Source organism: Kitasatospora sp. NPDC088160 (assembly GCF_044741445.1).
Classification (GTDB): domain Bacteria; phylum Actinomycetota; class Actinomycetes; order Streptomycetales; family Streptomycetaceae; genus Kitasatospora.
In genome coordinates this window covers 171,294-192,251 of sequence record NZ_JBIUSS010000015.1, presented here as the reverse complement: position 1 = coordinate 192,251, position 20,958 = coordinate 171,294, and the positions used below count along the sequence as shown (strand labels likewise).

Sequence of the window (20,958 nt, the reverse complement as noted above, 5' to 3'; positions counted from 1 at the left end):
TACTCCGGGGGCCCGACAGCCCCGCCGTGCTCAGTGCAGACGCCTCGTCACTCCGCTTACTCCGCTTACTCCGCGACGGGCGCCTTGGCGACGGGCGCCTTGGCGGCGCTCGCCGCGGCGGCCGCCTCCTCCGCCTCGATCTTGGCGTGGGTCTTGGCGGCCCGGCGCTTCATGAACCAGGCCGAGGCGCCGCCGATCAGCACCGCCGCGGCCAGGCCCGCCCAGGAGAACCGGGACAGCCAGGGCTCGATGCTCTTGCCGACCTTGTAGACCAGCAGTGTCGTGCCGCCGGCCCAGACGATGCCGCCGAGCACGTTGGCGATCAGGAACTTCCAGTACGGCATCTTCAGCGCGCCGGCGAGCGGCCCGGCGAAGATGCGCAGCAGGGCGATGAAGCGGCCGAAGAAGACCGCCCACATCCCCCACTTCTGGAAGGAGCGCTCGGCGGTCGCCAGGTGGGACGGCCCGAAGTGCTTGGGGAACTTCCGTCCGAGCTTCTCGAACAGCGGCTTGCCGCCCTTGCGGCCGATCGAGTAGCCGATCGAGTCGCCGATGATCGCCCCGAGGATCGCGACCACCGCGATCCACTCCGGGCTCACCACACCCTTGACCGCCATCAGGGTGGCCGTGACCAGCGCGATCTCGCCGGGCAGTGGGATGCCCAGCGACTCCAGCCCGATGATCAGGCCGACCAGGGCGTACACCGCGGTCGGTGGGACGCTCTCGATCCAGGCGTCGATGTGCAAGGCCAGTACCTCCGTGGCAGGTCGGAGCCGGCGCGGCCCTCAGCGGTGCCGCACGCCGGTTCCGGCAGTTGTCCGATGGCGGCAACGCGGCCGCTTCCCCATAAGGGCAGCCTAACGTGCCGGGCGGCCTGTCCCCCCGGCCGATCACCCGTGGTTACGACGTGCGGTGGTGCCCCATGGTTCCCGCGTGACCAGCCGTTCTTCAAGATCCGGCAAAGCGAAGTGCGACCACGGACGGCCGCGCGTTCACCCGGCGCACGAGCGGCAGCAGGGCGCGGAGCAGGCCCCGCCCGCCCTCCGGGTACACCTCGCGCACGTCGGTCACCGCCGGGTGCGCGGTGGCCAGCTTGCCGCGCTCGTCCGCGTCCATGCCGAACGGCATCGGCGGGGCCTGGTAGTGCCGGGTCCGCAGCTTGCCCTGGACGGTCCGGGCGCTGAACCAGCGCGGCACCGCGTCCAGCACCATCGACCCGCCGGGGAACCGCTCGGCGCAGGCCGCGATCAGTGCCCGCACCTCCTCCGGCCGCAGGTACATCAGCAGGCCCTCGGCGCAGATCATCACCCCGTGGGCCGGATCCACCTCGTCCATCCAGCCCGGGTCGGTGACCGGGCAGGCGAGGATCCGGCGCCGCTCGTCCGGCGGCAGCAGCCGCTCCCGCAGCGCGGCCGTCTCCGGCAGGTCCACCGACAGCCAGTCCGCCCGGCCGTTGTCGACCCGCCACGCCTGGGTCTCCAGGCCGTCCCCGAGGCCGACCACGGTGCCGCGCGGGTACCGGGTCAGGAAGTCCGCCACCTCACGGTCGAAGCAGGCCGCCCGCAGCGCCTGCAACTGGCTGACCAGCGCGCCCTCCCCGAAGCGCTCCGCGAACGGGAAGTCGATCCGGTCGACCAGCTCGACCGCCTTCGGGTCCTCCAGCACCGTGTCCGGCCGACGCGCCTCCACCGCGCGGTGCCACAGCGTCCACAACGCCGTCTCCGGCACCTCCGCCAACTCCGGCCGCTCCCCGCCGTTCATCGCTCACTCCTTCGGATGTGCTCCGCGCTGGACCTGCTCCGCGCCGGACGTGTTCCGCGCTCGGCGTGCTCCACGCTCGACGTGCTCCACGCTCCGGCCCGAACCCGCCGATTCTGACACCCCGGACGCGGGGACGCTCGGGCCGCCGCGCCGCTCAGCCGATGCTGAACGCGCCGTCCGGCGGGGGCGGGGAGTCGGTGGCGTCGGCGTCCGTGACCGGGGCGGTGCGGCCGACCAGGGCGGCCAGGTCGGCGCCGTCGGTGAGGCGGGCCGGGAAGATGTCGCCGGCCAGCAGCCGGGTGAGCTCGGCGGCCGGGAGCGGCGCCGTCGAACCGGCGAGCAGGATGTTGCCGTACCGGCGGCCGCGCAGCACCGGGGCCTCGGCGACCAGGCAGGTGTACGGGAACACCGCGCCGACCGTCGCGGCCTGGGCCCGGGCGAAGGCCAGCGGCGGGCCGTCGGCCAGGTTGGCGGCGTAGCAGCCGCCGGGGCGCAGGGCGGCGGCGGCCAGCCGCAGGAACTCCACCGAGGTGAGGTGGGCGGGGGTGCGCGAGCCGTGGAAGACGTCCGCGATGACCAGGTCCCGGCTGCCGGGCGGGGTCTCGGCGAGGGCGGCGCGGGCGTCGCCGACGGTCGCGGTGATGTCCGCGCCGGGCCCCTGCCAGGGCAGGTGCTCGGCGACCAGGTCGAGCAGCGGCCCGTCCACCTCGACCACCCGCTGGCGCGAGCCGGGGCGGGTGGCGGCGAGGTAGCGGGGCAGGGTGAGCGCGCCGCCGCCGAGGTGCAGCACGTCCAACGGCTGCCCGGCGGGGGCGAGGGCGTCGGCGAGGTGGCCGAGCCGCCGGGTGTACTCGAACTCCAGGTGGGTCGGGTCGGCGAGGTCGACGTAGGACTGCGGGGTGCCGTCCAGGGTGAGCAGCCAGCCGCCGTCCCGGTCGAGGTCCGGCATGAGCTTGGCGAAGCCGAGGTCGGTGTGGCGCCCGACCGGCACCGGCTCGTCCGTCACCGGCTCGTCCGTCACGCGCTCTCCCCCACGGCCTGGGCGTCCACCGGCCGGACGTCCGCCAGTCGGACGTCGAGGTAGGCGGCGAGCCAGCGGTCCAGTTCGGCGAAGGCCTGGGTGCGGGCGGCCTCGCCCGAGAGCACCAGGTCGTGCATGCCGCCCTCGATCCGGACGATGGTGACGTGCCGGCCCAGTCGCGGGCCCTGGCCGGCGATGTCGTCGGCGCGCAGCACGGCGTCCGCGTGGTGCAGGGCGTTGTGCCACTTGGTGGTCGCGATCGACTTGGTCGACGCCATCAGCAGCACCGGCACGTCGATCCCGAGCCCGTGCCGCAGCTGCCGGTGGCCCTGGTGGATGGCGGCCAGCCAGCCCGCGTACAGCGGGAAGCCCTCGGCGGGCTTGAGGGCGAGGTCGAAGTCCCACTCGCCCCGGTGGTCCTTGTGCAGGCTGTGCGTGTAGTGCGGGTTGAGCGTCGACGGCAGCACGCGGGTGGGCGCCAGTCGGCCGATCGCGGTGACGGCCGGGCCGCCGACGGTCCGCACGGCGGGCGCGGCCGGCATCGACAGGAACGGGCTGTTCAGGAACAGCCCCTCCACCAGGCCGCGCCCCGAGCGCCGCCCCGCCCACAGCGCGCCGATCAGCCCGCCGGTGGAGTGCCCGTTCAGCAGCAGCCTCCGGTGCCCGTCCACCTCGCGGATGATCCGCACCGCCTCGTCGATCTCCTCGTCGTACTCGGCGAGGTCGCGCACGAAGTTCGGCGACTGGTGCGGGCGCAGGGAGCGGCCGTACTTGCGCAGGTCCAGGGCGTAGAAGGAGAACCCGAGCGCGGCGAAGTGGTCGGCGAGGTTGGTCTGGAAGAAGTAGTCGTTGTACCCGTGGATGTACAGCACGGCCCGCTCCGCCCCCGGCACCAGACGGCGCACCAGCGTCGCGCAGACCTCCCCCTCGGCGTCCGGCCGCAGCGTCAGCTCGGCCGTCTCGTAGGGGGCACCCAGGATGTCTTCCCGAAACTCCATCTGCGCCGCACCCGTCCTCATGCTCGACCTGCCGTCCGTCGCAGGTGCTCTTGATCCAGGACCCCGACAATACCGGCCGGTAGCCCGGGGCTGCCTGTCGGGCGGCGCTCTGCGGGGCACCGGTGCGACCCGGCCGTCCGCGCCTCCTGATCGCTCCCCGTGCGCCTGCTGTGCGCCGGTGGTCATGTGGAACGCTACCCGGACAGATCCAACTCCGGTTGTCACGCAGGCGAGTTGAGGAGAACACATGCCGCAGGCCGGCCACACCGATCCGTCGCTGTACCGTTCGGCCGCCGAGGCGATCGCCGCGCCACCGGAGACGCTGGCGTACGTCGCCGGGTTCGACCGGGCCGGGGAGCGGCCGGACGCACTGCTCACCGTGGACACCGATCCGGCCTCGGCGAGCTACGGGAAGGTCCTCAACTTCGCCGAACTTCCGACACTGGGCGACGAGTTGCACCACTTCGGCTGGAACGCCTGCTCCAGCGCACTGGCGCACGCCTGCCACGAGAACCCCGAGCGGCGCTACCTCCTCCTCCCGGGCCTGCGCTCCTCGCGGCTGCACGTGATGGACACCCGGCCCGACCCCGTCCGGCCGCGCCTCGTCAAGACCGTCGAGGCGGCGGAACTCGCCGCCAAGGCCGGCTACTCGCGCCCGCACACCCTGCACTGCGGACCGGACGGGGTGTTCCTGTCCTGCCTGGGCAGCGGGGACGGGAACGACGGGCCCGGCGGGGTGGCGCTGCTGGACCACACCACCTTCGAGGTGCTGCGCGCCTGGGAGACGGAGCGCGGGCCGCAGCACTTCGCGTACGACGTCTGGTGGCACCTGGGGACGAACGTGGGGGTGACCAGCGAGTGGGGCACGCCCTGGATGGTGGAGGGCGGGGTCGTCCCGGAGCTGCTGCTGGGCCGCAAGTACGGGCACGCGCTGCACTTCTGGGAGCTGGACTCGGGGCGGCACCTGCAACGGGTCGACCTCGGCGACCAGTACCAGATGGTGCTGGAGCTGCGCCCGGCGCACGATCCGCAGGCGGAGTGGGGCTTCGCCGGGGTGGTGACCAACGTCGAGGACCTGTCCGCCTCGGTCTGGCTCTGGTACCGGGAGGGCCCGGCGTTCACCGCGCGCAAGGTGATCGAGATCCCCGCCGAGCCCGCCAAGACGGAGGACCTGCCGCCCGCGCTGCAACCGTTCGGCGCGGTGCCGCCGCTGATCACGGACATCAACCTGTCGGTGGACGACCGCTGGCTGTACGTGTCCGCGTGGGGCACCGGCGAACTGTTCCAGTACGACGTGTCGGATCCGTTCCACCCCAGACTCGCCGACTCGGTGCGGCTGGGCGGGGTCGTCGCCCGCACCCCGCACCCGGCCGCGCCGGGACGCCCACTGAGCGGCGCCCCGCAGATGGTCGAGATCAGCCGGGACGGGCGCTGGCTCTACCTCACCAACTCCCTCTACGGCGCCTGGGACGACCAGTTCTACCCGGACGGCATCGAGCCGTGGATCGTCAAGCTGGACGCCGACACCGAGGCGGGCGGGTTGAGCGTCGACGAGCGCTTCTTCCCGCACGGCGCCGACTTCCGGGGTCTACGGGTGCACCAGACCCACCTCGCGGGCGGCGACGCCTCCTCGGACTCCTACTGCTACCGGTAGGACGTCCAGCGGCCCGTACGGCCTACCGGTAGGACGTACCACTACCGGTAGGCCGTACGGCTAGCGGGCGAGCGCCTGGTCGTAGCGGACCTGGGCCAGGGGCAGCCCGGCGGCGAGCAGTTCGGAGCGGACGGAGGCGACCATGCCGGCCGGGCCGCTGACGCAGGCGAGGTGCTCGCGCCAGTCCCCGGTGCCCGCGACGGCGTCGGCGAGCCGGCCTGCGGTGACCGGGGTGAGCGCCAGCCAGGGCTTGTGCAGGCCGAGTTCGGAGAGCGCGGACCAGTCGTAGAGGTCGCCGCGGTCCCGGGCACCGACGAACAGGTGGACGCGGCGGCCGCGCGGGCGCCGGGCGGCCTGCTGCTCGACGATGGCCTTCATCGGGGCCAGGCCGGTGCCGCCGGCGACCAGCAGCAGGTCGCGGGTGTCGTCCTCGGGCAGCAGCCCGCCGCGCGGCGGGCCGAGGCGCAGCCGGTCGCCGACGGCGGTGCGTTCGACGAGGGCCGCGCTGACCCCGTCCGGCCCGGTGCGCCGGACGTGGAACTCCAACTCGTTGTCGGTGCGCGGCGCGCAGCCCATCGAGTACTGCCGCCAGGTGTGCGGGAGCGTCGGGTGCTCGACCGTGCCGTACTGTCCGGCCCGGTACGGGTAGGGCTCGCCGGTGCGCACGCGCAGGACGGCGAGGTCGGGGCGGCGGCGCTCGTGGCCGGTCACCACGGCGTGCCAGTACGGGGGTTCGGTGAGCGCGGAGTCGGCGCCGGCCGTCATCGCCGCGACGGCGAAGCGCAGCATCCGGACCCAGGCCGCTTCCATCTCCTCGGTCCACCGGGCGGCCGCCCGGTGCCGGATCGCCGCGCACAGGGCCTCCTCGAAGGCCTCGTAGTGGACCGGCCGGACGCCCAGTTTGCGGTGGTCGCGCCCGAGTTGGCGCAGGGTCGAGGCCAGTTCGGCCGGGTGGTGGAGGTGGTCCACCAGATGGCGGAGGATCCGCTCCAGGTGGGCCTGCTGGAACTCCATCGAGGCGGGGAAGAGCGGACGCAGGTAGGGGCGGCGGCGGAACATCACCGCGTAGAGGTGGTCGATCAGTTCGGAGAGCGGTTCGAGCAGGCCGAGGTCGCGCCGGATCAGCCGTTGGTCGGCGGCGCCGCCGTACGCGCCGACGCCGACGCCGGCCGGATCTGGACCGAACGGCGAGGCGGGGGTGAGGAGTTGGCGGCGGAGCCGCATCGCGTGGTGGCGGGCGATCAGCCGGTCGTACTCGGCGGTGGTGCCGCTGGTGGTGTTTCCGCTGGTGGTGGTGTCCATGACCCGTCCAGTCAATCGCCGCCCGGTTACCGGCGAGAAGGGCCGATGGCCCCGATCGGACCCGGGACCATCGACCCCTTGACGGGAAGACCCGGCGGGAGGGCCCGGCGGGGAGGCCTCGCGGAAGGGCCCGACAGGGAGGCCGGGCAGGGAGGCCCCGCGTCGCTACCGGGCGGGATCGGCCGGGGTCGCCTCGGCGGGCTCGGGGTGGAACTCGGTGGCCGCCCAACTGGCCAGCAGGCGCAGGGATTCGGCGGAGCTGGAGCCGGGCTCGGCGTGGTAGGTGACGAGCACCTGGTCGACGTCCCCGGCCGGGCGCAGCGTCTCGTACTGGAGGTTGAGCCGGCCGACCACCGGGTGGTGCAGCCGCTTGGTGCCGTGGCCCTTGTCCTGGATGCTGTGGGTGGCCCAGAGGCGGCGGAAGTCGGCGCTCTTGAGGGAGAGTTCACCGATCAGCGAGGCGAGCCTGGGGTCGTCCGGATCCCGTCCGGCGTCCAGCCGCAGCATGCCGACGACGTCGGTCGCCTTGCCGTCCCAGTCCTCGTAGAGCTCGTGGGAGGCCGGTTCGAGGAAGAGCTGCCAGGCCATGTTGCGCCGCTCGGGCGGCATCGCGGCGAAGTCGCCGAGCAGGGCGGTGCCGAGCCGGTTCCAGCCGATGATGTCCAGGCGCCTGCCGAGGACGTACGCGGGCACGCAGTCCATCGCGTCCAGGAGCTGCTGGAGCGCGGGCCGGACCCGCTGCGGGCGGGCGGCGGCCCGGCCGGGGCGACGGCGGGCGGGCCTGGTGAGCCGGCCGAGGTGCTCGCGCTCGGCGGGGCTGAGCCGCAGCACGCGGGCGATGGCGTCCAGGACGGCGGCGGAGACGCTCTCGCCGTGGCCCTGTTCGAGCCGGGTGTAGTAGGCGGTGCTGACTCCGGCGAGCAGGGCCAGCTCCTCGCGGCGCAGGCCGGGCACCCGCCGCCGGGTGGTGCTGTCCGGCAGGCCCACGTCCTCGGGCCGCAGCCGGGCGCGGCGGGATCGGAGGAACTCGCTGAGTTCGGTGCGCTGGTCCATGTCTGCAGTATGCGGGGGATCCGGGCGGCGGGGGCGGGGGGAAGGGTGATACCGCCGTGCGTACGTTCCGTGGTCGTACGTCCGGGGTCCCTAGGCGTGGCGTACGTACGAAAGGCTCTGGTCTGGCTGGTCGCGCCGCACCGACGCAGGCTGGAAGCATGACGAACTCGACGAACGCAACGACGACGAGCACCACCGAGGGCACCACCCGCACGGTCGCCGCCTACGCCGCGGCGCGGCCCGACTCCCCGCTGGAGAAGACCACCGTCACCCGCAGGGCGGTGGGCGAGCACGACATCGTGATCGACATCAAGTTCTGCGGCATCTGCCACTCCGACATCCACCAGGTCGGCGAGGACTGGGGCACCGGCATCTTCCCGATGGTCCCGGGCCACGAGATCGCGGGCGTGGTCACCGAGGTCGGCCCGGGCGTCACCCGTTGGCAGGCCGGCGACCGGGTCGGAGTCGGCTGCATCGTCGACTCCTGCCGGGAGTGCGACAACTGCCGGGCCGGCCTCCAGCAGTACTGCACCGGCCAGGGCGGCACCGTCTTCACCTACAACAGCGTCGGCCACGACGGCCTGCCGACCTACGGCGGCTACTCCTCGAAGCTGGTCGTCGACGAGGCGTACGCGCTGCGCATCCCCGACAACCTGCCGCTGGACGCCGCCGCGCCGCTGCTGTGCGCCGGCATCACGCTGTACTCGCCGCTCGCGCACTGGGGCGCCGGGCCGGGCAGGAAGGTCGCGATCGTGGGCCTCGGCGGGCTCGGCCACATGGGCGTGAAGCTCGCCCACGCCATGGGCGCGGAGGTCACCGTGCTCAGCCAGTCGCTGCGCAAGCGCGAGGACGGGCTGAAGCTCGGCGCCGACCACTACCGGGCCACCTCCGACCCGGCCACCTTCACCGAGCTCGCGGGCACCTTCGACCTGATCGTCAACACGGTCTCCGCCGACCTCGACCTGAGCGCCTACCTCGGCCTGCTGCGCACCGACGGCACCATGGTGCAGGTCGGCGCGCCGGAGAAGCCGGTCACGGTGAACGCGCACGCGCTGCTCTCCGGCCGCCGTTCGCTGGCCGGTTCGATGATCGGCGGGCTGCCGGCCACCCAGGAGATGCTGGACTTCTGCGGCGAGCACGGCATCACCGCGGAGATCGAGCTGATCCGCGCCGAGCAGGTCAACGAGGCCTACCAGCGGGTGCTGGCCGGCGACGTCCGGTTCCGCTTCGTGATCGACGCCGCGACGATCTGACCGTCACGGCCCGACCCCGCACTCCCCCGTGCCCCGACGCCCCGCCCCCTGGTGCTCTCCCATCACCAGGGGGCGGGCGCCGTCGGGGCGCCTCGGGCTAGACCCCGGCCGGGTCGGCCCCGGCCCCGGCCGTGCCCGCTCGGGACGACCGGCGTTCCTGGCGCCGGTCCTCCCGCCGCTGCCGCCCCCGGCGCAGCGGCTGATCGGGCAGCCAGCCGAAGGTGAGGCAGGCGCCCACCAGTCCGAGCAGCATCCCGATCACGAAGCCGCCCAGGTTGGAGGTGAGCCAGCTCGCCAGCGCGGCGAGCACGGCGAGGACGGAGTAGAACAGCCGCTGGGCCGGGTTGAACAGGATCAGCAGGCCGCACAGCACCATCACCGCCGGCACCAGGTAGCCCGCCAGCCCCTGCATCCCGATGTGCAGGACGACGGGCAGCGGGGCACGCAGGGTGAACAGGATCTCGGCGCCGCCGAACAGCACCAGCAGCCCGCCCCAGAACGGCCGCTGGCCCCGCCAGTCGCGTTTGACCGGTCGGGTGGTGGCGGGAGCGGGGGCGGGAGCCGTCCCCACGGCCCCCTCCGCGACGCCCTCGCCGGAACCGGCCGGCTCCGGTACGGACTCCGTCATGGTCAGCAGCCCTGGGAGCTGAAGCTCAGCCGCAGGTTGGGCAGTTTGAACCCGACGGCGGTGCTCGCGTAGTTGTGCTGCTTGAGGTGCGTCAGCACGACGGTGTCGGCCTGCTGCCCGAAGACGCCCGGGTTGCCCTTGCCCGCGTTGCCGGCCTTGGTGTAGGTGCTGGCGTCGCCGCCGATCTCGATGTTGGTGAACTCCGCGTCACCGGACAGCATGTCGGAGTCGGTGGTGAGGTCGGTGGCGGAGACGGGGGTGCCGGCGTCGCCGGCGTGGATCACCAGGTTGACGCCACCGAGGTCCACGCTCTGACACAGGTTGGTGATCTCGGCCTTCTTGATCGCCGAGACCGCGACCAGCACCTGACCGCCGGTGGAGCCCTGGTTGGGGCTGTCGGGGATCATCGAGTCCAGGCTGCCGAACTGGGCGAAGCCCTTGCCGTCGAGCTTGTCCGCGGTGATCGTGAACGGCATGCCGCTGATGGAGAACTGGGCGGCGAGTACGCCCTGGGCGGTGAGGGCCATCAGGACGGCGCCCGCCGCGACGGCCGGAACGGCCATCCAGGCGCTGCGCTTGAGCCGTACCCGCCCTCTCCTGGTGCCGGTCGGCGTCTCCGGGGTCTCGGCCGCGGCGGCGGCGTCCTCGGACATGGCCATGTGTGCTCCCTGTTGGGTGGGTGGGATGTGCAGGCACTGGCACGGTGCCCTGGCGCGGACAGCGTTCCACGGCCCGACCGGGCCGCCCGCCCCTCGGCAGCGGGGCGGGCACGGTCAGGCCGCGCTTTGAGTAACTGGGAAGCTACTGCCCGGTAGTGGCCGGGTCAATACGGGTGCACGAAGGATCTTCACCGATCGGCAACCCGAGCCGGACGGCCGCCTGCGCCGGGCCGAGGAAGGGCGCGAGGCAGAACATGCTCAACACCGGCAGGAGTTCCGGAAGTTGAACCGTCCGACCGGAGTCGATCCGCCGGTAGAGCGCGCTGTAGACCCCGCCCACCACGGCATCCACCAGCTCCACAACCCGCACACCGCCCAGCGGTTGGGGCACCTCGGCGAAGAACGCCCGGAACCGGGTGAGGAGTTGGTCCCGCTCGCGGCGGCCGGCCGGTCCGACCGCCTCGATCTCGATCACCGCCATGGTCGCGAAGGCCGGTGTCCCCGCCAGCAGATGGAGCATCGCGCCGAGCGCCTGCCGGATCCCGGCGCACCAGTCGGACTCCGCCGCGAAGGCCGCCGCCATCCGCCGGAGCACCACCCCGGTGCCGTGCCGGTGCGCGGCCAGGAAGGCGTCCTCCTTGCCGCTGAACAGCTCGTAGAAGACCGGCCTGGTCACCCCGGCCGCGCGGCAGATGTCGCTGACCGTGGCGTGCTGGTAGCCGCGCGCGGCCACCGTCTGGACCAGTCCGTCGAGCAGCCGCTCGCGCTGGGTCGCGGCCACCACGCCCGGGGGCAGCCGGCTCGGGCCGCGCTTGATGGACCGGGCTGGGTCACGACCGGCCCGCGCGCCCGGCAGCAGGATCACGTCGGCACTTCGGAGGTGTTTCCGTTCCATCACCAACTCCTGTTACCTGTATTGACATTGACGCAACATCGGGTTTACAACACTGACAGGTTTCCAACCGGTGGGCGACCCTGTCACCACCGGACGACCTCCAGGGGCTCCGGCGGCCCCGGGCGAGCAGCCCGGGCCACGGGACCACGAGCGGACGCAGGCCCGCGGCGGTGGCAGCCGCCGACGTGCACTCCTGCACTCGCAGCGCACGTCCGCACCTTCACACCGCTGTGCCGTACGAGCGGGCCCGTGGCGCCGGGCCCGCCGCACCACGGCCCCGCGAAGCCCCCGGCACGCCATGCCCACGCACCTCCCCCGCCGTGCACGCCACCACACCCGCACCGCGGGCCACCCCCACCCGTCTCCGCACGGAGAGAGGTCACCCTCATGCGCTTTCGCCGCACGCTCGGTACCGCGGCCCTCGCCGCCCTCGCCTTCACCTGCGCCGCCGTCGCACCCGCCCAGGCCGACGGCTCCGCGGTGCTGACCACCGGCAGCAGCAGCGGCCCGGACGTCGCCGTCGGCGACGTCCTCACCGCCAGTCTGGTCTCGGGCACCACCGCCACCTTCTACAGCAGCGCCAGCGGAACGAGCGGCATCAGCTGTGCCAACTCGGCCTTCTCCGCCACCGTGACGGCCAACCCGGCCGCCCCCGGCAGCGCGGTCGAGCAGCTCAACACCCAGACCTTCGGCTCCTGCTCCTCCAACGTCCTCGGCGTCACCGGCGTCAAGAGCATCACCGTCAACAACCTGCCGTTCACCAACACCGTCGGCGACGGCCCCGGCAACCCGGTCGCCCTCACCCCCGGCGCGGCCGGCGCGATGAAGACCACGGTCGTGCTCAGCACCATCCTCGGCAGCGTCAACTGCGTCTACCAGACCACCACCGGCATCTCCGGCACCACCTCGAACACCGGCAACACCATCGGCTTCACCTCCCAGCCGTTCAACCTGGTCTCCGGCTCGGGCCTGTGCTTCTCGACCGGCTACTTCAGCGCCACCTACGGCCCGGTCACCGACACCTCGGTGGCGGGCAGCCCGCTCATCTTCGTCAACTGACGACCCGAGGGGCCTTCGCCGACTGACGTCCGGTCAGACGTCGTCAACTGACGGCCGACCCGCGGGAACAGACGAGCGGCGTACGGCGACCGCGGTCGCCGTACGCCGCTCCGGCGCGCCCGCACGCCTGCCAGGTGATCCAGAAGCACGCCCCGCCGCCGGCCCGGCTCAGCCCTCGCCACCCGCCGAACCCCCGGGACGGCGAAGTGACCGGCCGGTAGGGTGCTGCCGCACGGACACGGCCGACAGGAACGGGGCGGGCAGATGAGCGGCAGCGGCGACGGCACGGGGTTCTTCGCATCGGTGGCGGACACCGCCGACCAGCTGGCCGCCACCGGCTACCTGGCCTCCACCGCCGTGGCCACCACCGTCTTCCTCGCCGACCGGCTCGGCAAGCCGCTGCTGGTCGAGGGCCCGGCCGGGGTCGGCAAGACCGAACTCGCCAAGGCGGTGGCCGCGATCGGCCGGGCCCGGCTGGTCCGGCTCCAGTGCTACGAGGGCATCGACGAGGCCCGCGCGCTCTACGAGTGGAACCACGCCAAGCAACTGCTGCGGATCACCGCCGGCCGCGACGAGGGCTGGGACCAGGCCCGCACCGACATCTTCGGCGAGGAGTTCCTGCTCACCCGCCCGCTGCTCACCGCCATCCGCGGCGACGAGCCCACCGTGCTGCTGATCGACGAGATGGACAAGGCCGACGTCGAGGTGGAGGCGCTGCTGCTGGAGGTGCTCAGCGACTTCCAGGTCACCGTGCCCGAACTCGGCACCATCGCCGCGAGCCGCCGCCCCTTCGTGCTGCTCACCTCCAACGCCACCCGTGAACTGTCCGAGGCACTGCGTCGACGCTGTCTCTTCCTCCACCTCGACTACCCGGACGCCGAGTTGGAGCGGCAGATCGTCCGGCGCAAGGTGCCCGGCCTGGACGACACGCTGGCCGCCTCGCTGGTCCGGGTGGTCGGCGCGCTGCGCGCGATGGACCTGCGCAAGGCGCCGTCCGTCGCCGAGACCATCGACTGGGCCCGCACCCTGCTGGCCCTCGGCGCGGACACCCTCGACGAGGCGGTCGTCCAGGACACCCTCGGGGTGATCCTCAAGCACCAGGACGACATCCGGAAGGCCGCGCAGAAGCTCACCCTCGCATGACCACCGTCCCGCCCCCGGCCGACACCGCCGCCCGGCTCACCGGCCTGGTCCGCGCGCTGCGCGGGCACGGCCTGCGGATCGGCCCCGCCGAGACGGTCGACGCGGCCGCCGTCCTCGACGTCCTCGGATTCGCCGACCGCGAGCAGATGCGGGCCGGCCTGGCCGCCGCGCTGCTGCGCTCGGACACCCAACGGGCCGTCTTCGACGCCACGTTCGACCTGTTCTTCCCGCTCGGCGCCGGCACCCCCGAGGCCGTCCGCGCCGACCCGCCCGCACTCCCGGACGACCCCCGGCCACCGCGCCCCGGCCGCCCCGACCCGCTGCGCGACGACCTGCGCGAGCGCCTCGCCGCCGCCCTGGCCGCCGACGACCGGGCCGCCCAGGCCCGGCTGGCCGGCGAGGTGGTGGAGGCCTTCGGACGGTACGGCGCCGGTGCCACGCCGGCCTCGGACGGCTGGTCGGCCCACCAGGCGCTCGGCCGGCTCGCCCCCGAGACCCTGCTCGCCCGGATCCTCGCCGCCCTGCGCGAGCAGGCCACCGCCCCGGACCTGTCCGACCGCGTCCTCGCCGACGAGATCCGCCGCCGCATCCAGGACTTCCGCGCCCTGGTCGCCACCGAGGCCCGCCGCCGGGTCGCCGAACTGCGCGGCGCCGAGCGGATCGCCGAACGCGCCGTCGCACCCACCGCGGACCGGATCGACTTCCTCGCCGCCGGCCGGGACCAGCTCGCCGAACTGCGCCGCACCGTCCACCCGTTGGCCCGCAAGCTGGCCACCAGGCTGGCCGCCCGGCGCCGCCGCGCCGCACGCGGACGGATCGACCTGCGCCGCACCCTGCGTCGCTCGCTGTCCACCGGCGGGGTGCCGCTGCGCCCTGCCTACCGGCTGCGCCGCCCGGCCCGGCCGGAACTCGTGCTGCTGTGCGACGTCTCCGGCTCGGTGGCCGGATTCGCCGACTTCACCATGCTGCTGGTGCGGGCGATGAGCGAACAGTTCAGCAAGGTGCGGGTGTTCGCCTTCGTGAACCGCACCGCCGAGGTCACCGCCCTGCTGGCGCGCGGCGACGCCGACCCGGCCCGGCTCGCCGCCCGGATCCTCACCGAGGCCAAGGTGATGGGCCACCACGGCAACAGCGACTACGGCTCCGCCCTGGGCGAGTTCGCCGAACGGCACCTGGACGCGGTCGGCCCGCGCACCAGCGTGCTGATCCTCGGCGACGCCCGCAACAACCACCGCGACCCGAACCTGGACGCGCTGCGCCGGATCGCCGGCCGGGCCCGGCGGGTCCACTGGCTCAACCCCGAGCAGCCCGCCCTCTGGCGGACCGGCGACTCCGCCGCAGCCGCCTACGCGGGCGTCGTGGAGATGCACTCCTGCCGCAACGCCCGCCGCCTCGGCGAACTGATCGCCCGCCTGCTGCCGGTGTAGGGAGCTTCCGAGTCCGCCGCCGTGGCGGCCTAAGCCTGGGCCTTGGCCTGGGCCTGGGCCTGGGCCCGAGCTTCCTCGGCCGCCACCTGGGCGGCCCTGGCTGCCAGCGGGTTGATGTCGGCCCGGCGCGCCCACTGCATGGCCGTCAGCCGCTGGACCACCACGATCGCCGCGACGGCCGCGACCAGGCGCAGCGCCGAGCCGGCGGTCTCCACCCGGATGGTCTCGCGCAGGTCCTCCAGGCTGTCGAGCACCGTCAGGTTCACGTGCTTCATCATCGAGCTGGCGATCCGGTTGACGACCAGCGCGCCGATCCAGGTGGACCACCACAGGACCAGGACCTTCTCCGACACCGCGCGGCGCCGTCCCTCCGCGTCCAGCGGAGCGCTCGCCCGCCAGCAGTCCACCATCAGCTGCCAGGGGAACCAGAGCAGGACGAACGGGGTGACCCAGGCCCCGATGGTCCAGCCGCGTCCGCGCCGGTGCCCGTGCGGCAGCAGCAGGTCGGCGTTCTGGCGGATGCGGTAGAACCAGATGATGAACACCACGGCGGTGACCAGCGCCAACGGAAGGAAGACCCCGTTCAGCCCTTTCACCAGGGAGTCCACGGCATCGAAGTCGTCGAGGTCAGCCGACCCGTCCGCCAACTGGCCCAACAGGGCATCGGACCAGAGGCCGGCCACGACCGCCCCCGCCGCCAGCATCGCGTTCACCCCCAGCAGGACGTAGACCGCGATGGCAAGGCTGTTCGCCGGTCGGAGCGCCGCCGCCCAGCCCGGCGCCGCCTCCGCGCAGCCGAAGCAGCGTCGGCTCTCGGTCCCCGCGGGACGCGCCCCACACGCCACACACACCATCAGATCGTCAACTCCTGGAATCGCCGCGTGCTCGGACTCGCACGCCGGTGCCGCCAACGCCCCGACCGGGGCGGGCGCGCCGACTCTAGGGGATCACCGACGTCCGCTGCCAGCGAGATTTCGCAGCTCAGCGGCGGTATCGCCGGATAAACGACAGATCGCGCGGGAATCGAGCCCCGGGGAGCCGACTCCGGCTCACCGCCCCGACCCGGCGCACCCGTCCCGCTCGATCCGGGTGTGCGGTCGACGGACCTCGGGCGCAGGACTGGTGAAGGGGTGCGAGCGTCCCGGGGAGGTCGAACGCGGCGTCAGGCCGAGGGTACGGGCAGCAGCCGGTAGGCGTCCCCGTGCGTGAGCACGCGACCGGCGGTGGGCGGCGCGAAGTGGGTGCCGAGCAGGAGGGTGTCCGTGTCGGCGAGGGAGCCGAGGAGCTTGCGGCGCGAGGCCTCGGACTGCCGCGGGTCGATGTCGACGCAGGCGCCGATGGCGGGGTGGGCGAGCTGGACCGGGTGGTGGACGCAGTCACCGGTGATCAGCGCCGTCTCGCCCCGGCTGGTCAGTTCGACTGCGACGTGGCCGGGGGTGTGGCCGGGGGTGGGGATCAGGCGCAGGCCCGGGGCGATCTCGACGCCCTCGGCCGGGACGTCGACGAGGTCCAGCATCCCGGCCCGCTCGACCGGGATCACGGAGTCGAGGAACATCTGCCTCCGCGCCTCCTCCAGGTCGTACCCGGCCCAGAACTCCCGCTCGGCGCGGGAGGTGACGTAGCGGGCGTGGGGGAAGGTGGGGACCCACTCGCCGTTCACCTCCCGGGTGTTCCAGCCGACGTGGTCGGCGTGCAGGTGGGTGAGGATCACCAGGTCGACGGAGTCCGGAGCGAAGCCGGCGGCGGTGAGGCGCTCCAGGTAGTCGGTCCGCAGGTGGTGCCAGGCCGGGTTGGCCCGCTCCTTGCCGTTGCCTATGCCGGTGTCGACGAGGACGCGCAGCCCGCCCACGGCGAACGCGAAGCTGTGGCTGTCCAGGTGCAGGACACCCTCGTGGTCGGCGAAGTGGGGGTGCAGCCAGTCGTGGCCGGTCACCACCTCGGGGGTGGCCTCGGGCAGCAGCCACGGCCCGGTCGCGGGCGGCAGGAGGGTCTCGTCGATGCGGTGGACGGTGACGCCTCCCACCGTCCAGGCGGGGATGGGGGCGGGGGCTTCGGACGTGGCGCCGGACATGGGGCTCCTCCCGTAAACGCAATCGGTTTGCGTTAAGCCATCGTAGGACCTACAGTCCGACTAACGCAAACAGTTAGCTTTTGGTGCGGGTGCCATCTCGCTCCAGCCCCGATCAGGAGAGAACGCCCATGTCCTCCGCCGAACCGCCCACCACCGAACACCCCTCCGCCGAACCTCCCGCCGAACCGCCCACCGGTCCGTCCGCCGCCGAACGGCCCGCCACCGACCTCACGCCGCCCGAGGCCGCCCGCTGGGCCGCCCGGGCCGGGCTCCCCCTGCCCGCCGACCGCCACGACCCGGTCGCGGCCACCGCCAACCAGTTGCTCTCCGTCGTCGCGGTCCTGCGGGAGCTGGACTTCGGGGACACCCCGCCCGCGAGCGCCTACCGCGCGGAAAGCGCCCACTACACGGACGAGGAGACGCACGATGCAGCCGTATGAGCTCTCCCTTGCCGCCGCCGCGGAGGAGATCCGGGCCCGGCGACTGTCCCCCGTCGAACTGGTGGACTCGGTCCTCGACCGCATCGAGCTGGTCGAACCGCACCTCGGCGCCTACGTCGCGGTCACCGCGGAGCGGGCGCGCCGGGCGGCCCGCGAGGCCGAGCAGGAAGCGGCGCGCGGCCTGCACCGAGGGCCGCTGCACGGCGTGCCGATGGGGCTCAAGGACCTGATCGACGTCGCCGGGCTGGCCACCACGGCCAGCTCCCGGGTCCGCGCCGACCACCGCGCGCAGGCCGACAGCACGGTCGCCGCCCGCCTGGCCGCGGCCGGCGCGATCCTGGTCGGCAAGACGCACACCCACGAGTTCGCCTACGGCCTGACCACCCCGCAGACCGGCAACGCCTGGGACCGCGGCCGGGTCGCCGGCGGCTCCAGCGGCGGATCCGCCGTCGCCGTCGCCGCGGGCGCCGCGACCTTCGCGCTGGGCACCGACACCGGCGGCTCGATCCGGGTGCCCGCCGCGCTCAACGGGGTCGTCGGCCTCAAGCCGACCTACGGCCTCGTCCCCCGCCACGGCGTCGCGTCCCTGTCCTGGTCGCTGGACCACGTCGGCCCGATCGCCCGGACCGTCGAGGACACGGCCCTCGTCCTGGACGCCCTCGCCGGGCACGACCCGCGCGACCCCGCCTCGCTGGCCACCCCCGCCGTCGGCCATCAGCCGGGCGCGGACACGGACCTGACGGGGCTGCGCGTCGGCGTGCCGCGCAGCTACTACTTCGACCGCGTCGACGTGGAGGTGGAGGCCGCCGTCCGGCGCGCCATCGAGCACCTGGAGGCACTCGGCGCACGGCTCGTCGACGTCGACATCCCGATGACCCGCTACCTCCAGGCGACTCTGTGGGGGCTGGTGGCACCGGAGGCCACCGCCTACCACGAGCGCTCCCTGCGGGCGGTGCCCGAGCTGTACCAGGCGGATGTCCGCGCCCTCCTGGAGGCCGGCGAGCTGATGACCGCCGGAGACTACCTGCGCGCCCAGCGCTCCCGGACGCTCATGCGGCAGGAGTGGGCCCGGATGCTGGAGGAGGTCGACGTGATCGCCGCCCCGACCGTCCCGGTCACCGCGGTACGGACCGACCAGGAGGCCGTCACCTGGCCCGACGGCACGGTCGAGAGCGTCCCCGACGCCTACGTGCGCCTGTCCGCCCCCGCCAACATCACCGGGGTGCCCGCCCTGTCCGTCCCGGTCGGCCGGGACGCGGCGGGCCTGCCGATCGGCATGCAGTTGCTCGGCCGGCCGCTCGGAGAGCGCACGCTGCTGCGGGTCGGCCACGCCTTCGAGCGGACGCAGCCCGCCCGGGCGCTCGCGCCGGCGGTCTGAGAACAGCAGGCGGGCCGGGCCGGACGGCGCCGGCCCGCCGTCCGGCTCCGAGGCGGGCCCCCGGCACCCCGGCACCCCGGCACCCCGGCACCCCGTAAACGCAAGGATTGTGCTTTAAGGTGTTTGTCATGAGTCGCAAACAGATGGTGCGCCCCGGCGGGCGCAGCGCCCGGGTCCAGGCATCGGTGCACACCGCTGTGCGTGAACTCCTCGCCGAGGTGGGCCGCGACGCGCTGACGGTGCCGCTGGTCGCGCAGCGCGCGGGCGTCACCCCGTCGACGGTCTACCGCCGCTGGGGCGACCTCCAGGAGCTGCTGTCCGACGTCGCGGTGGAGCGCCTGCGGCCCGACACGGCGCCGGAGGACCTGGGCGACCTGCGGTCCGACCTGACGGCCTGGGCCGAACAGTTCCTCGACGAGATGGCCTCCCCCTCGGGCCGCGCCTACATCCGCGACGCCCTGCTCGGCGACCCGGACGGCGGCAACGCCGGCCAGTGCTCGGACTACGCGGCCGAACAGGTCGGCGCCGTGCTGAGCCGGGCGGGCGGCCGCGGGGAGGACACGCCCGGCGTCGAGGCGGTCATGGACGGCGTCGTCGCCCCCCTGATGTACCGCATCCTCTTCCGCCCGGCCGGCCTCGACCCCGCGTACGCGCGCCGGCTCGTGGCCGAACTCCTCGACCCGTACGGGGCCGGTCCTTCGGGCGGATGATCGTTCGCCGGGCGAGGACGGGCAGCTCACGTTATCGACGGGCAGCTCAAGTTATAAGCTTCTGCGGGACGTTCACGAGCCCGGCCGCTGGCCGGGACCTCGCCTGGGAGGAAGCGTCGTGGGGAAGAAGATCCCGGTCCGGACCGGATGCCAGAACTGCTCGCGGTGCACCGGCTCGATCGGCGGCAACGCGGCCCGCAAGACGGTGCGGGGCACCGGGGTGGCACTCGGCGCGGTGGTCACCGTCGGCCTGAGCCTCCTCTTCATCCGGAGGTGCCGCGCCTGCGACCACCCCATGGGCAGCCACCACCACCACTGATCGCGCCGCCGGACCTCCGCAACCCGGCTCCGACCCGGCATCCGGGCCGGAGCCGGGCGGGCGTCAGGCGTCCAGGTGCTTGAGGAAGTCGAGCAGCGCCTCGTTGACCTCCGCCGGGCGCTCCTGCTGCGTCCAGTGCCCGGTGTCCGGCAGCCGGACGTGGCGGTGCAGCTTGGGCACCCGGCTCAGCAGGTGGGCCAGCACCTCCGGTGGGACGAGCGCGTTCACCATGTCCTGTTCGCCGGCCACGTACAGCGCCGGCACGTCGATCGTCACGCCGTCGAAGGCGGCCATCAGTTCGGCGTTGCGGTCGATGTTCCGGTACCAGTTGAGCCCGCCCGTGAAGGCGTGCTCGCCGTGCAGGGCGTAGTCGGCCGCGAGGGCGTCGATGTCCGCCTCGGTGAGCCAGGCCGGCAGCTGCGCCGGCTCCGGGATGGTGTCCAGCAGGACCTTGCCCTCGGGGACGACCCATGGCTGCGGCTTCCCCCCACCGCGCGGGCCACCGCCCAGGATGCGGCGGAAGCTGGACTTCACGTCGGCCGCCAGTTCGGCGTCGGCGCGGCCCGGCTCCTGGAAGTAGTTCTGGTAGAAGCCCTCGCCGAAGTTCTCCCGGGACTCCCGCAGCGGCCGCGGCCCGCTGGGCAGCGGCGGCACGCTCAGCCCGGCGACCCCGCGCACCAGGTCCGGCCGCAGCGCGGCGGTGGCCCAGGCGACCGGCGCGCCCCAGTCGTGCCCGACCACGACGGCCCGCTCCTCGCCGAGCACGCGGATCAGCGCCGTGACGTCGCCGACCAGGTGCAGCAGGGAGTACGCGTCCACCCGCTCGGGCTGCTCGCTGCGGGCATAGCCGCGCTGGTCGGGGGCGACGACCCGGTAGCCGGCCGCGGCGAGCGGGGCGAACTGGTGGCGCCAGGAGTACCAGCTCTCCGGGAAGCCGTGCAGCAGCAGGACCAGCGGGCCCTCGCCCTGTTCCGCGACGTGCAGACGGACACCGTTCACCTCGACGTGGCTGTGCTTGATCGCGTCGTTCAAGTCCCGCTCCCGGTCCGGTGGAAGGGCCGGGGCATCCGTTTCGCCCCGGTCCTTCCCGGCGCAACACCGCCGGGGCGCGGGGCATTCCCGCCGCCCCGGGGAGAACGGCCGAGGCCGCCCCGGAACTCCGGGACGGCCTCGGCGTGGTGATGGAA

General features: G+C 73.6%; 20 protein-coding genes and 1 pseudogene. 9 read left to right on the top strand and 12 right to left on the bottom strand.

Annotated features, from left to right (window positions below; translation table 11 throughout):
• Window positions 1–65 precede the first annotated feature (65 nt).
• From ACIOGZ_RS24140 to ACIOGZ_RS24125, 4 genes are all read right to left on the bottom strand, one after another.
• Window positions 66–746, bottom strand: a complete 681-nt coding sequence (locus tag ACIOGZ_RS24140; RefSeq protein ID WP_400802708.1) for a DedA family protein — start codon at window positions 744–746, stop codon at window positions 66–68.
• Between the two features lie 202 nt (window positions 747–948).
• Window positions 949–1,761 (bottom strand): class I SAM-dependent methyltransferase, encoded by an 813-nt coding sequence (locus tag ACIOGZ_RS24135; RefSeq protein ID WP_400802710.1) that lies wholly within the window; start codon window positions 1,759–1,761, stop codon window positions 949–951.
• A gap of 154 nt (window positions 1,762–1,915) precedes the next feature.
• Complete coding sequence (locus ACIOGZ_RS24130) at window positions 1,916–2,710, bottom strand: fused MFS/spermidine synthase (RefSeq protein WP_363584866.1); 795 nt, start codon at window positions 2,708–2,710, stop codon at window positions 1,916–1,918.
• A 68-nt stretch (window positions 2,711–2,778) separates the two neighbouring features.
• Window positions 2,779–3,780: an alpha/beta hydrolase gene (locus ACIOGZ_RS24125; protein ID WP_363629859.1), complete on the bottom strand. Its 1,002-nt coding sequence runs from the start codon at window positions 3,778–3,780 to the stop codon at window positions 2,779–2,781.
• Between the two features lie 247 nt (window positions 3,781–4,027).
• Here ACIOGZ_RS24125 and ACIOGZ_RS24120 point away from each other — a divergent pair, with 247 nt between their 5' ends.
• Window positions 4,028–5,434: a selenium-binding protein SBP56-related protein gene (locus ACIOGZ_RS24120; protein WP_400987199.1), complete on the top strand. Its 1,407-nt coding sequence runs from the start codon at window positions 4,028–4,030 to the stop codon at window positions 5,432–5,434.
• A 60-nt stretch (window positions 5,435–5,494) separates the two neighbouring features.
• Here ACIOGZ_RS24120 and ACIOGZ_RS24115 read toward each other — a convergent pair whose 3' ends face one another.
• Together ACIOGZ_RS24115 and ACIOGZ_RS24110 are read right to left on the bottom strand one after the other, a co-directional pair.
• The gene (locus ACIOGZ_RS24115; protein WP_400987197.1) at window positions 5,495–6,736 is read right to left on the bottom strand and encodes a globin domain-containing protein; all 1,242 of its coding nucleotides are present in this window, start codon (window positions 6,734–6,736) and stop codon (window positions 5,495–5,497) included.
• 165 nt (window positions 6,737–6,901) lie between these two features.
• Complete coding sequence (locus tag ACIOGZ_RS24110) at window positions 6,902–7,789, bottom strand: helix-turn-helix domain-containing protein (protein ID WP_400987195.1); 888 nt, start codon at window positions 7,787–7,789, stop codon at window positions 6,902–6,904.
• 158 nt (window positions 7,790–7,947) lie between these two features.
• Between ACIOGZ_RS24110 and ACIOGZ_RS24105 the strand changes: the two genes are divergently transcribed.
• Complete coding sequence (locus ACIOGZ_RS24105; RefSeq protein WP_363584789.1) at window positions 7,948–9,042, top strand: NAD(P)-dependent alcohol dehydrogenase; 1,095 nt, start codon at window positions 7,948–7,950, stop codon at window positions 9,040–9,042.
• A gap of 97 nt (window positions 9,043–9,139) precedes the next feature.
• Here the strand turns inward: ACIOGZ_RS24105 and ACIOGZ_RS24100 are convergent, their stop codons facing one another.
• The 3 genes from ACIOGZ_RS24100 to ACIOGZ_RS24090 all read right to left on the bottom strand — a co-directional run bounded on the left by ACIOGZ_RS24100 (window position 9,140) and on the right by ACIOGZ_RS24090 (window position 11,224).
• Window positions 9,140–9,670, bottom strand: a complete 531-nt coding sequence (locus ACIOGZ_RS24100; protein ID WP_244293257.1) for a DUF6114 domain-containing protein — start codon at window positions 9,668–9,670, stop codon at window positions 9,140–9,142.
• A gap of 2 nt (window positions 9,671–9,672) precedes the next feature.
• Window positions 9,673–10,329 (bottom strand): DUF6230 family protein, encoded by a 657-nt coding sequence (locus ACIOGZ_RS24095; protein ID WP_363584787.1) that lies wholly within the window; start codon window positions 10,327–10,329, stop codon window positions 9,673–9,675.
• A 142-nt stretch (window positions 10,330–10,471) separates the two neighbouring features.
• Window positions 10,472–11,224, bottom strand: coding sequence for a TetR/AcrR family transcriptional regulator (locus ACIOGZ_RS24090; RefSeq protein WP_363584785.1), 753 nt, complete (start codon window positions 11,222–11,224; stop codon window positions 10,472–10,474).
• Window positions 11,225–11,611: 387 nt separating this feature from the next.
• Here ACIOGZ_RS24090 and ACIOGZ_RS24085 point away from each other — a divergent pair, with 387 nt between their 5' ends.
• The 3 genes from ACIOGZ_RS24085 to ACIOGZ_RS24075 all read left to right on the top strand — a co-directional run bounded on the left by ACIOGZ_RS24085 (window position 11,612) and on the right by ACIOGZ_RS24075 (window position 14,853).
• Window positions 11,612–12,283, top strand: coding sequence for a Tat pathway signal sequence domain protein (locus ACIOGZ_RS24085; protein WP_363584783.1), 672 nt, complete (start codon window positions 11,612–11,614; stop codon window positions 12,281–12,283).
• 264 nt (window positions 12,284–12,547) lie between these two features.
• Complete coding sequence (locus ACIOGZ_RS24080) at window positions 12,548–13,426, top strand: AAA family ATPase (RefSeq protein ID WP_400987193.1); 879 nt, start codon at window positions 12,548–12,550, stop codon at window positions 13,424–13,426.
• Window positions 13,423–14,853 (top strand): VWA domain-containing protein, encoded by a 1,431-nt coding sequence (locus ACIOGZ_RS24075; RefSeq protein ID WP_400987191.1) that lies wholly within the window; start codon window positions 13,423–13,425, stop codon window positions 14,851–14,853. The genes ACIOGZ_RS24080 and ACIOGZ_RS24075 overlap by 4 nt, the downstream gene beginning before the upstream one ends.
• 29 nt (window positions 14,854–14,882) lie before the next feature.
• On the opposite strand, the gene ACIOGZ_RS24070 is transcribed toward ACIOGZ_RS24075, so the two are convergent.
• Both ACIOGZ_RS24070 and ACIOGZ_RS24065 read right to left on the bottom strand, forming a co-directional pair.
• Entirely contained in the window at window positions 14,883–15,698 is an 816-nt protein-coding gene (locus tag ACIOGZ_RS24070) for a DUF4328 domain-containing protein (protein WP_400987189.1), read from the bottom strand.
• A 317-nt stretch (window positions 15,699–16,015) separates the two neighbouring features.
• On the bottom strand, window positions 16,016–16,924 hold the full coding sequence (locus ACIOGZ_RS24065) for an MBL fold metallo-hydrolase (RefSeq protein WP_363584765.1): 909 nt from the start codon (window positions 16,922–16,924) through the stop codon (window positions 16,016–16,018).
• A 218-nt stretch (window positions 16,925–17,142) separates the two neighbouring features.
• On the opposite strand from ACIOGZ_RS24065, the pseudogene ACIOGZ_RS24060 reads away from it, so the two are divergent.
• From ACIOGZ_RS24060 to ACIOGZ_RS24045, 4 genes and pseudogenes are all read left to right on the top strand, one after another.
• Window positions 17,143–17,364 (top strand): annotated as a pseudogene (locus ACIOGZ_RS24060) (hypothetical protein); the annotation flags it as partial.
• Window positions 17,351–18,742, top strand: coding sequence for an amidase (locus tag ACIOGZ_RS24055; RefSeq protein ID WP_363629845.1), 1,392 nt, complete (start codon window positions 17,351–17,353; stop codon window positions 18,740–18,742). The pseudogene ACIOGZ_RS24060 and the gene ACIOGZ_RS24055, both read left to right, overlap by 14 nt.
• 128 nt (window positions 18,743–18,870) lie before the next feature.
• Window positions 18,871–19,452 carry a TetR/AcrR family transcriptional regulator gene (locus ACIOGZ_RS24050; RefSeq protein ID WP_363625455.1) on the top strand — a complete coding sequence of 194 codons (582 nt, stop codon included), beginning with the start codon at window positions 18,871–18,873 and terminating at the stop codon, window positions 19,450–19,452.
• A 118-nt stretch (window positions 19,453–19,570) separates the two neighbouring features.
• Window positions 19,571–19,771, top strand: a complete 201-nt coding sequence (locus ACIOGZ_RS24045) for a hypothetical protein (RefSeq protein WP_063346158.1) — start codon at window positions 19,571–19,573, stop codon at window positions 19,769–19,771.
• 63 nt (window positions 19,772–19,834) lie between these two features.
• On the opposite strand, the gene ACIOGZ_RS24040 is transcribed toward ACIOGZ_RS24045, so the two are convergent.
• Window positions 19,835–20,803, bottom strand: a complete 969-nt coding sequence (locus ACIOGZ_RS24040; protein WP_400987187.1) for an alpha/beta fold hydrolase — start codon at window positions 20,801–20,803, stop codon at window positions 19,835–19,837.
• Window positions 20,804–20,958 lie beyond the last annotated feature (155 nt).

Bases quoted from the DNA above. Each gene is read 5' to 3' on its own strand.
- ACIOGZ_RS24120 (WP_400987199.1), top strand. From the start codon at position 4,028: ATGCCGCAGGCCGGCCACACCGATCCGTCGCTGTACCGTTCGGCCGCC.
- ACIOGZ_RS24055 (WP_363629845.1), top strand. From the start codon at position 17,351: ATGCAGCCGTATGAGCTCTCCCTTGCCGCCGCCGCGGAGGAGATCCGG.
- ACIOGZ_RS24115 (WP_400987197.1), bottom strand. From the start codon at position 6,736: ATGGACACCACCACCAGCGGAAACACCACCAGCGGCACCACCGCCGAG.
- ACIOGZ_RS24075 (WP_400987191.1), top strand. From the start codon at position 13,423: ATGACCACCGTCCCGCCCCCGGCCGACACCGCCGCCCGGCTCACCGGC.
- ACIOGZ_RS24130 (WP_363584866.1), bottom strand. From the start codon at position 2,710: ATGCCGGACCTCGACCGGGACGGCGGCTGGCTGCTCACCCTGGACGGC.
- ACIOGZ_RS24065 (WP_363584765.1), bottom strand. From the start codon at position 16,924: ATGTCCGGCGCCACGTCCGAAGCCCCCGCCCCCATCCCCGCCTGGACG.
- ACIOGZ_RS24050 (WP_363625455.1), top strand. From the start codon at position 18,871: ATGAGTCGCAAACAGATGGTGCGCCCCGGCGGGCGCAGCGCCCGGGTC.
- ACIOGZ_RS24080 (WP_400987193.1), top strand. From the start codon at position 12,548: ATGAGCGGCAGCGGCGACGGCACGGGGTTCTTCGCATCGGTGGCGGAC.
- ACIOGZ_RS24085 (WP_363584783.1), top strand. From the start codon at position 11,612: ATGCGCTTTCGCCGCACGCTCGGTACCGCGGCCCTCGCCGCCCTCGCC.
- ACIOGZ_RS24095 (WP_363584787.1), bottom strand. From the start codon at position 10,329: ATGGCCATGTCCGAGGACGCCGCCGCCGCGGCCGAGACCCCGGAGACG.
- ACIOGZ_RS24110 (WP_400987195.1), bottom strand. From the start codon at position 7,789: ATGGACCAGCGCACCGAACTCAGCGAGTTCCTCCGATCCCGCCGCGCC.
- ACIOGZ_RS24125 (WP_363629859.1), bottom strand. From the start codon at position 3,780: ATGGAGTTTCGGGAAGACATCCTGGGTGCCCCCTACGAGACGGCCGAG.
- ACIOGZ_RS24105 (WP_363584789.1), top strand. From the start codon at position 7,948: ATGACGAACTCGACGAACGCAACGACGACGAGCACCACCGAGGGCACC.
- ACIOGZ_RS24100 (WP_244293257.1), bottom strand. From the start codon at position 9,670: ATGACGGAGTCCGTACCGGAGCCGGCCGGTTCCGGCGAGGGCGTCGCG.
- ACIOGZ_RS24090 (WP_363584785.1), bottom strand. From the start codon at position 11,224: ATGGAACGGAAACACCTCCGAAGTGCCGACGTGATCCTGCTGCCGGGC.
- ACIOGZ_RS24135 (WP_400802710.1), bottom strand. From the start codon at position 1,761: ATGAACGGCGGGGAGCGGCCGGAGTTGGCGGAGGTGCCGGAGACGGCG.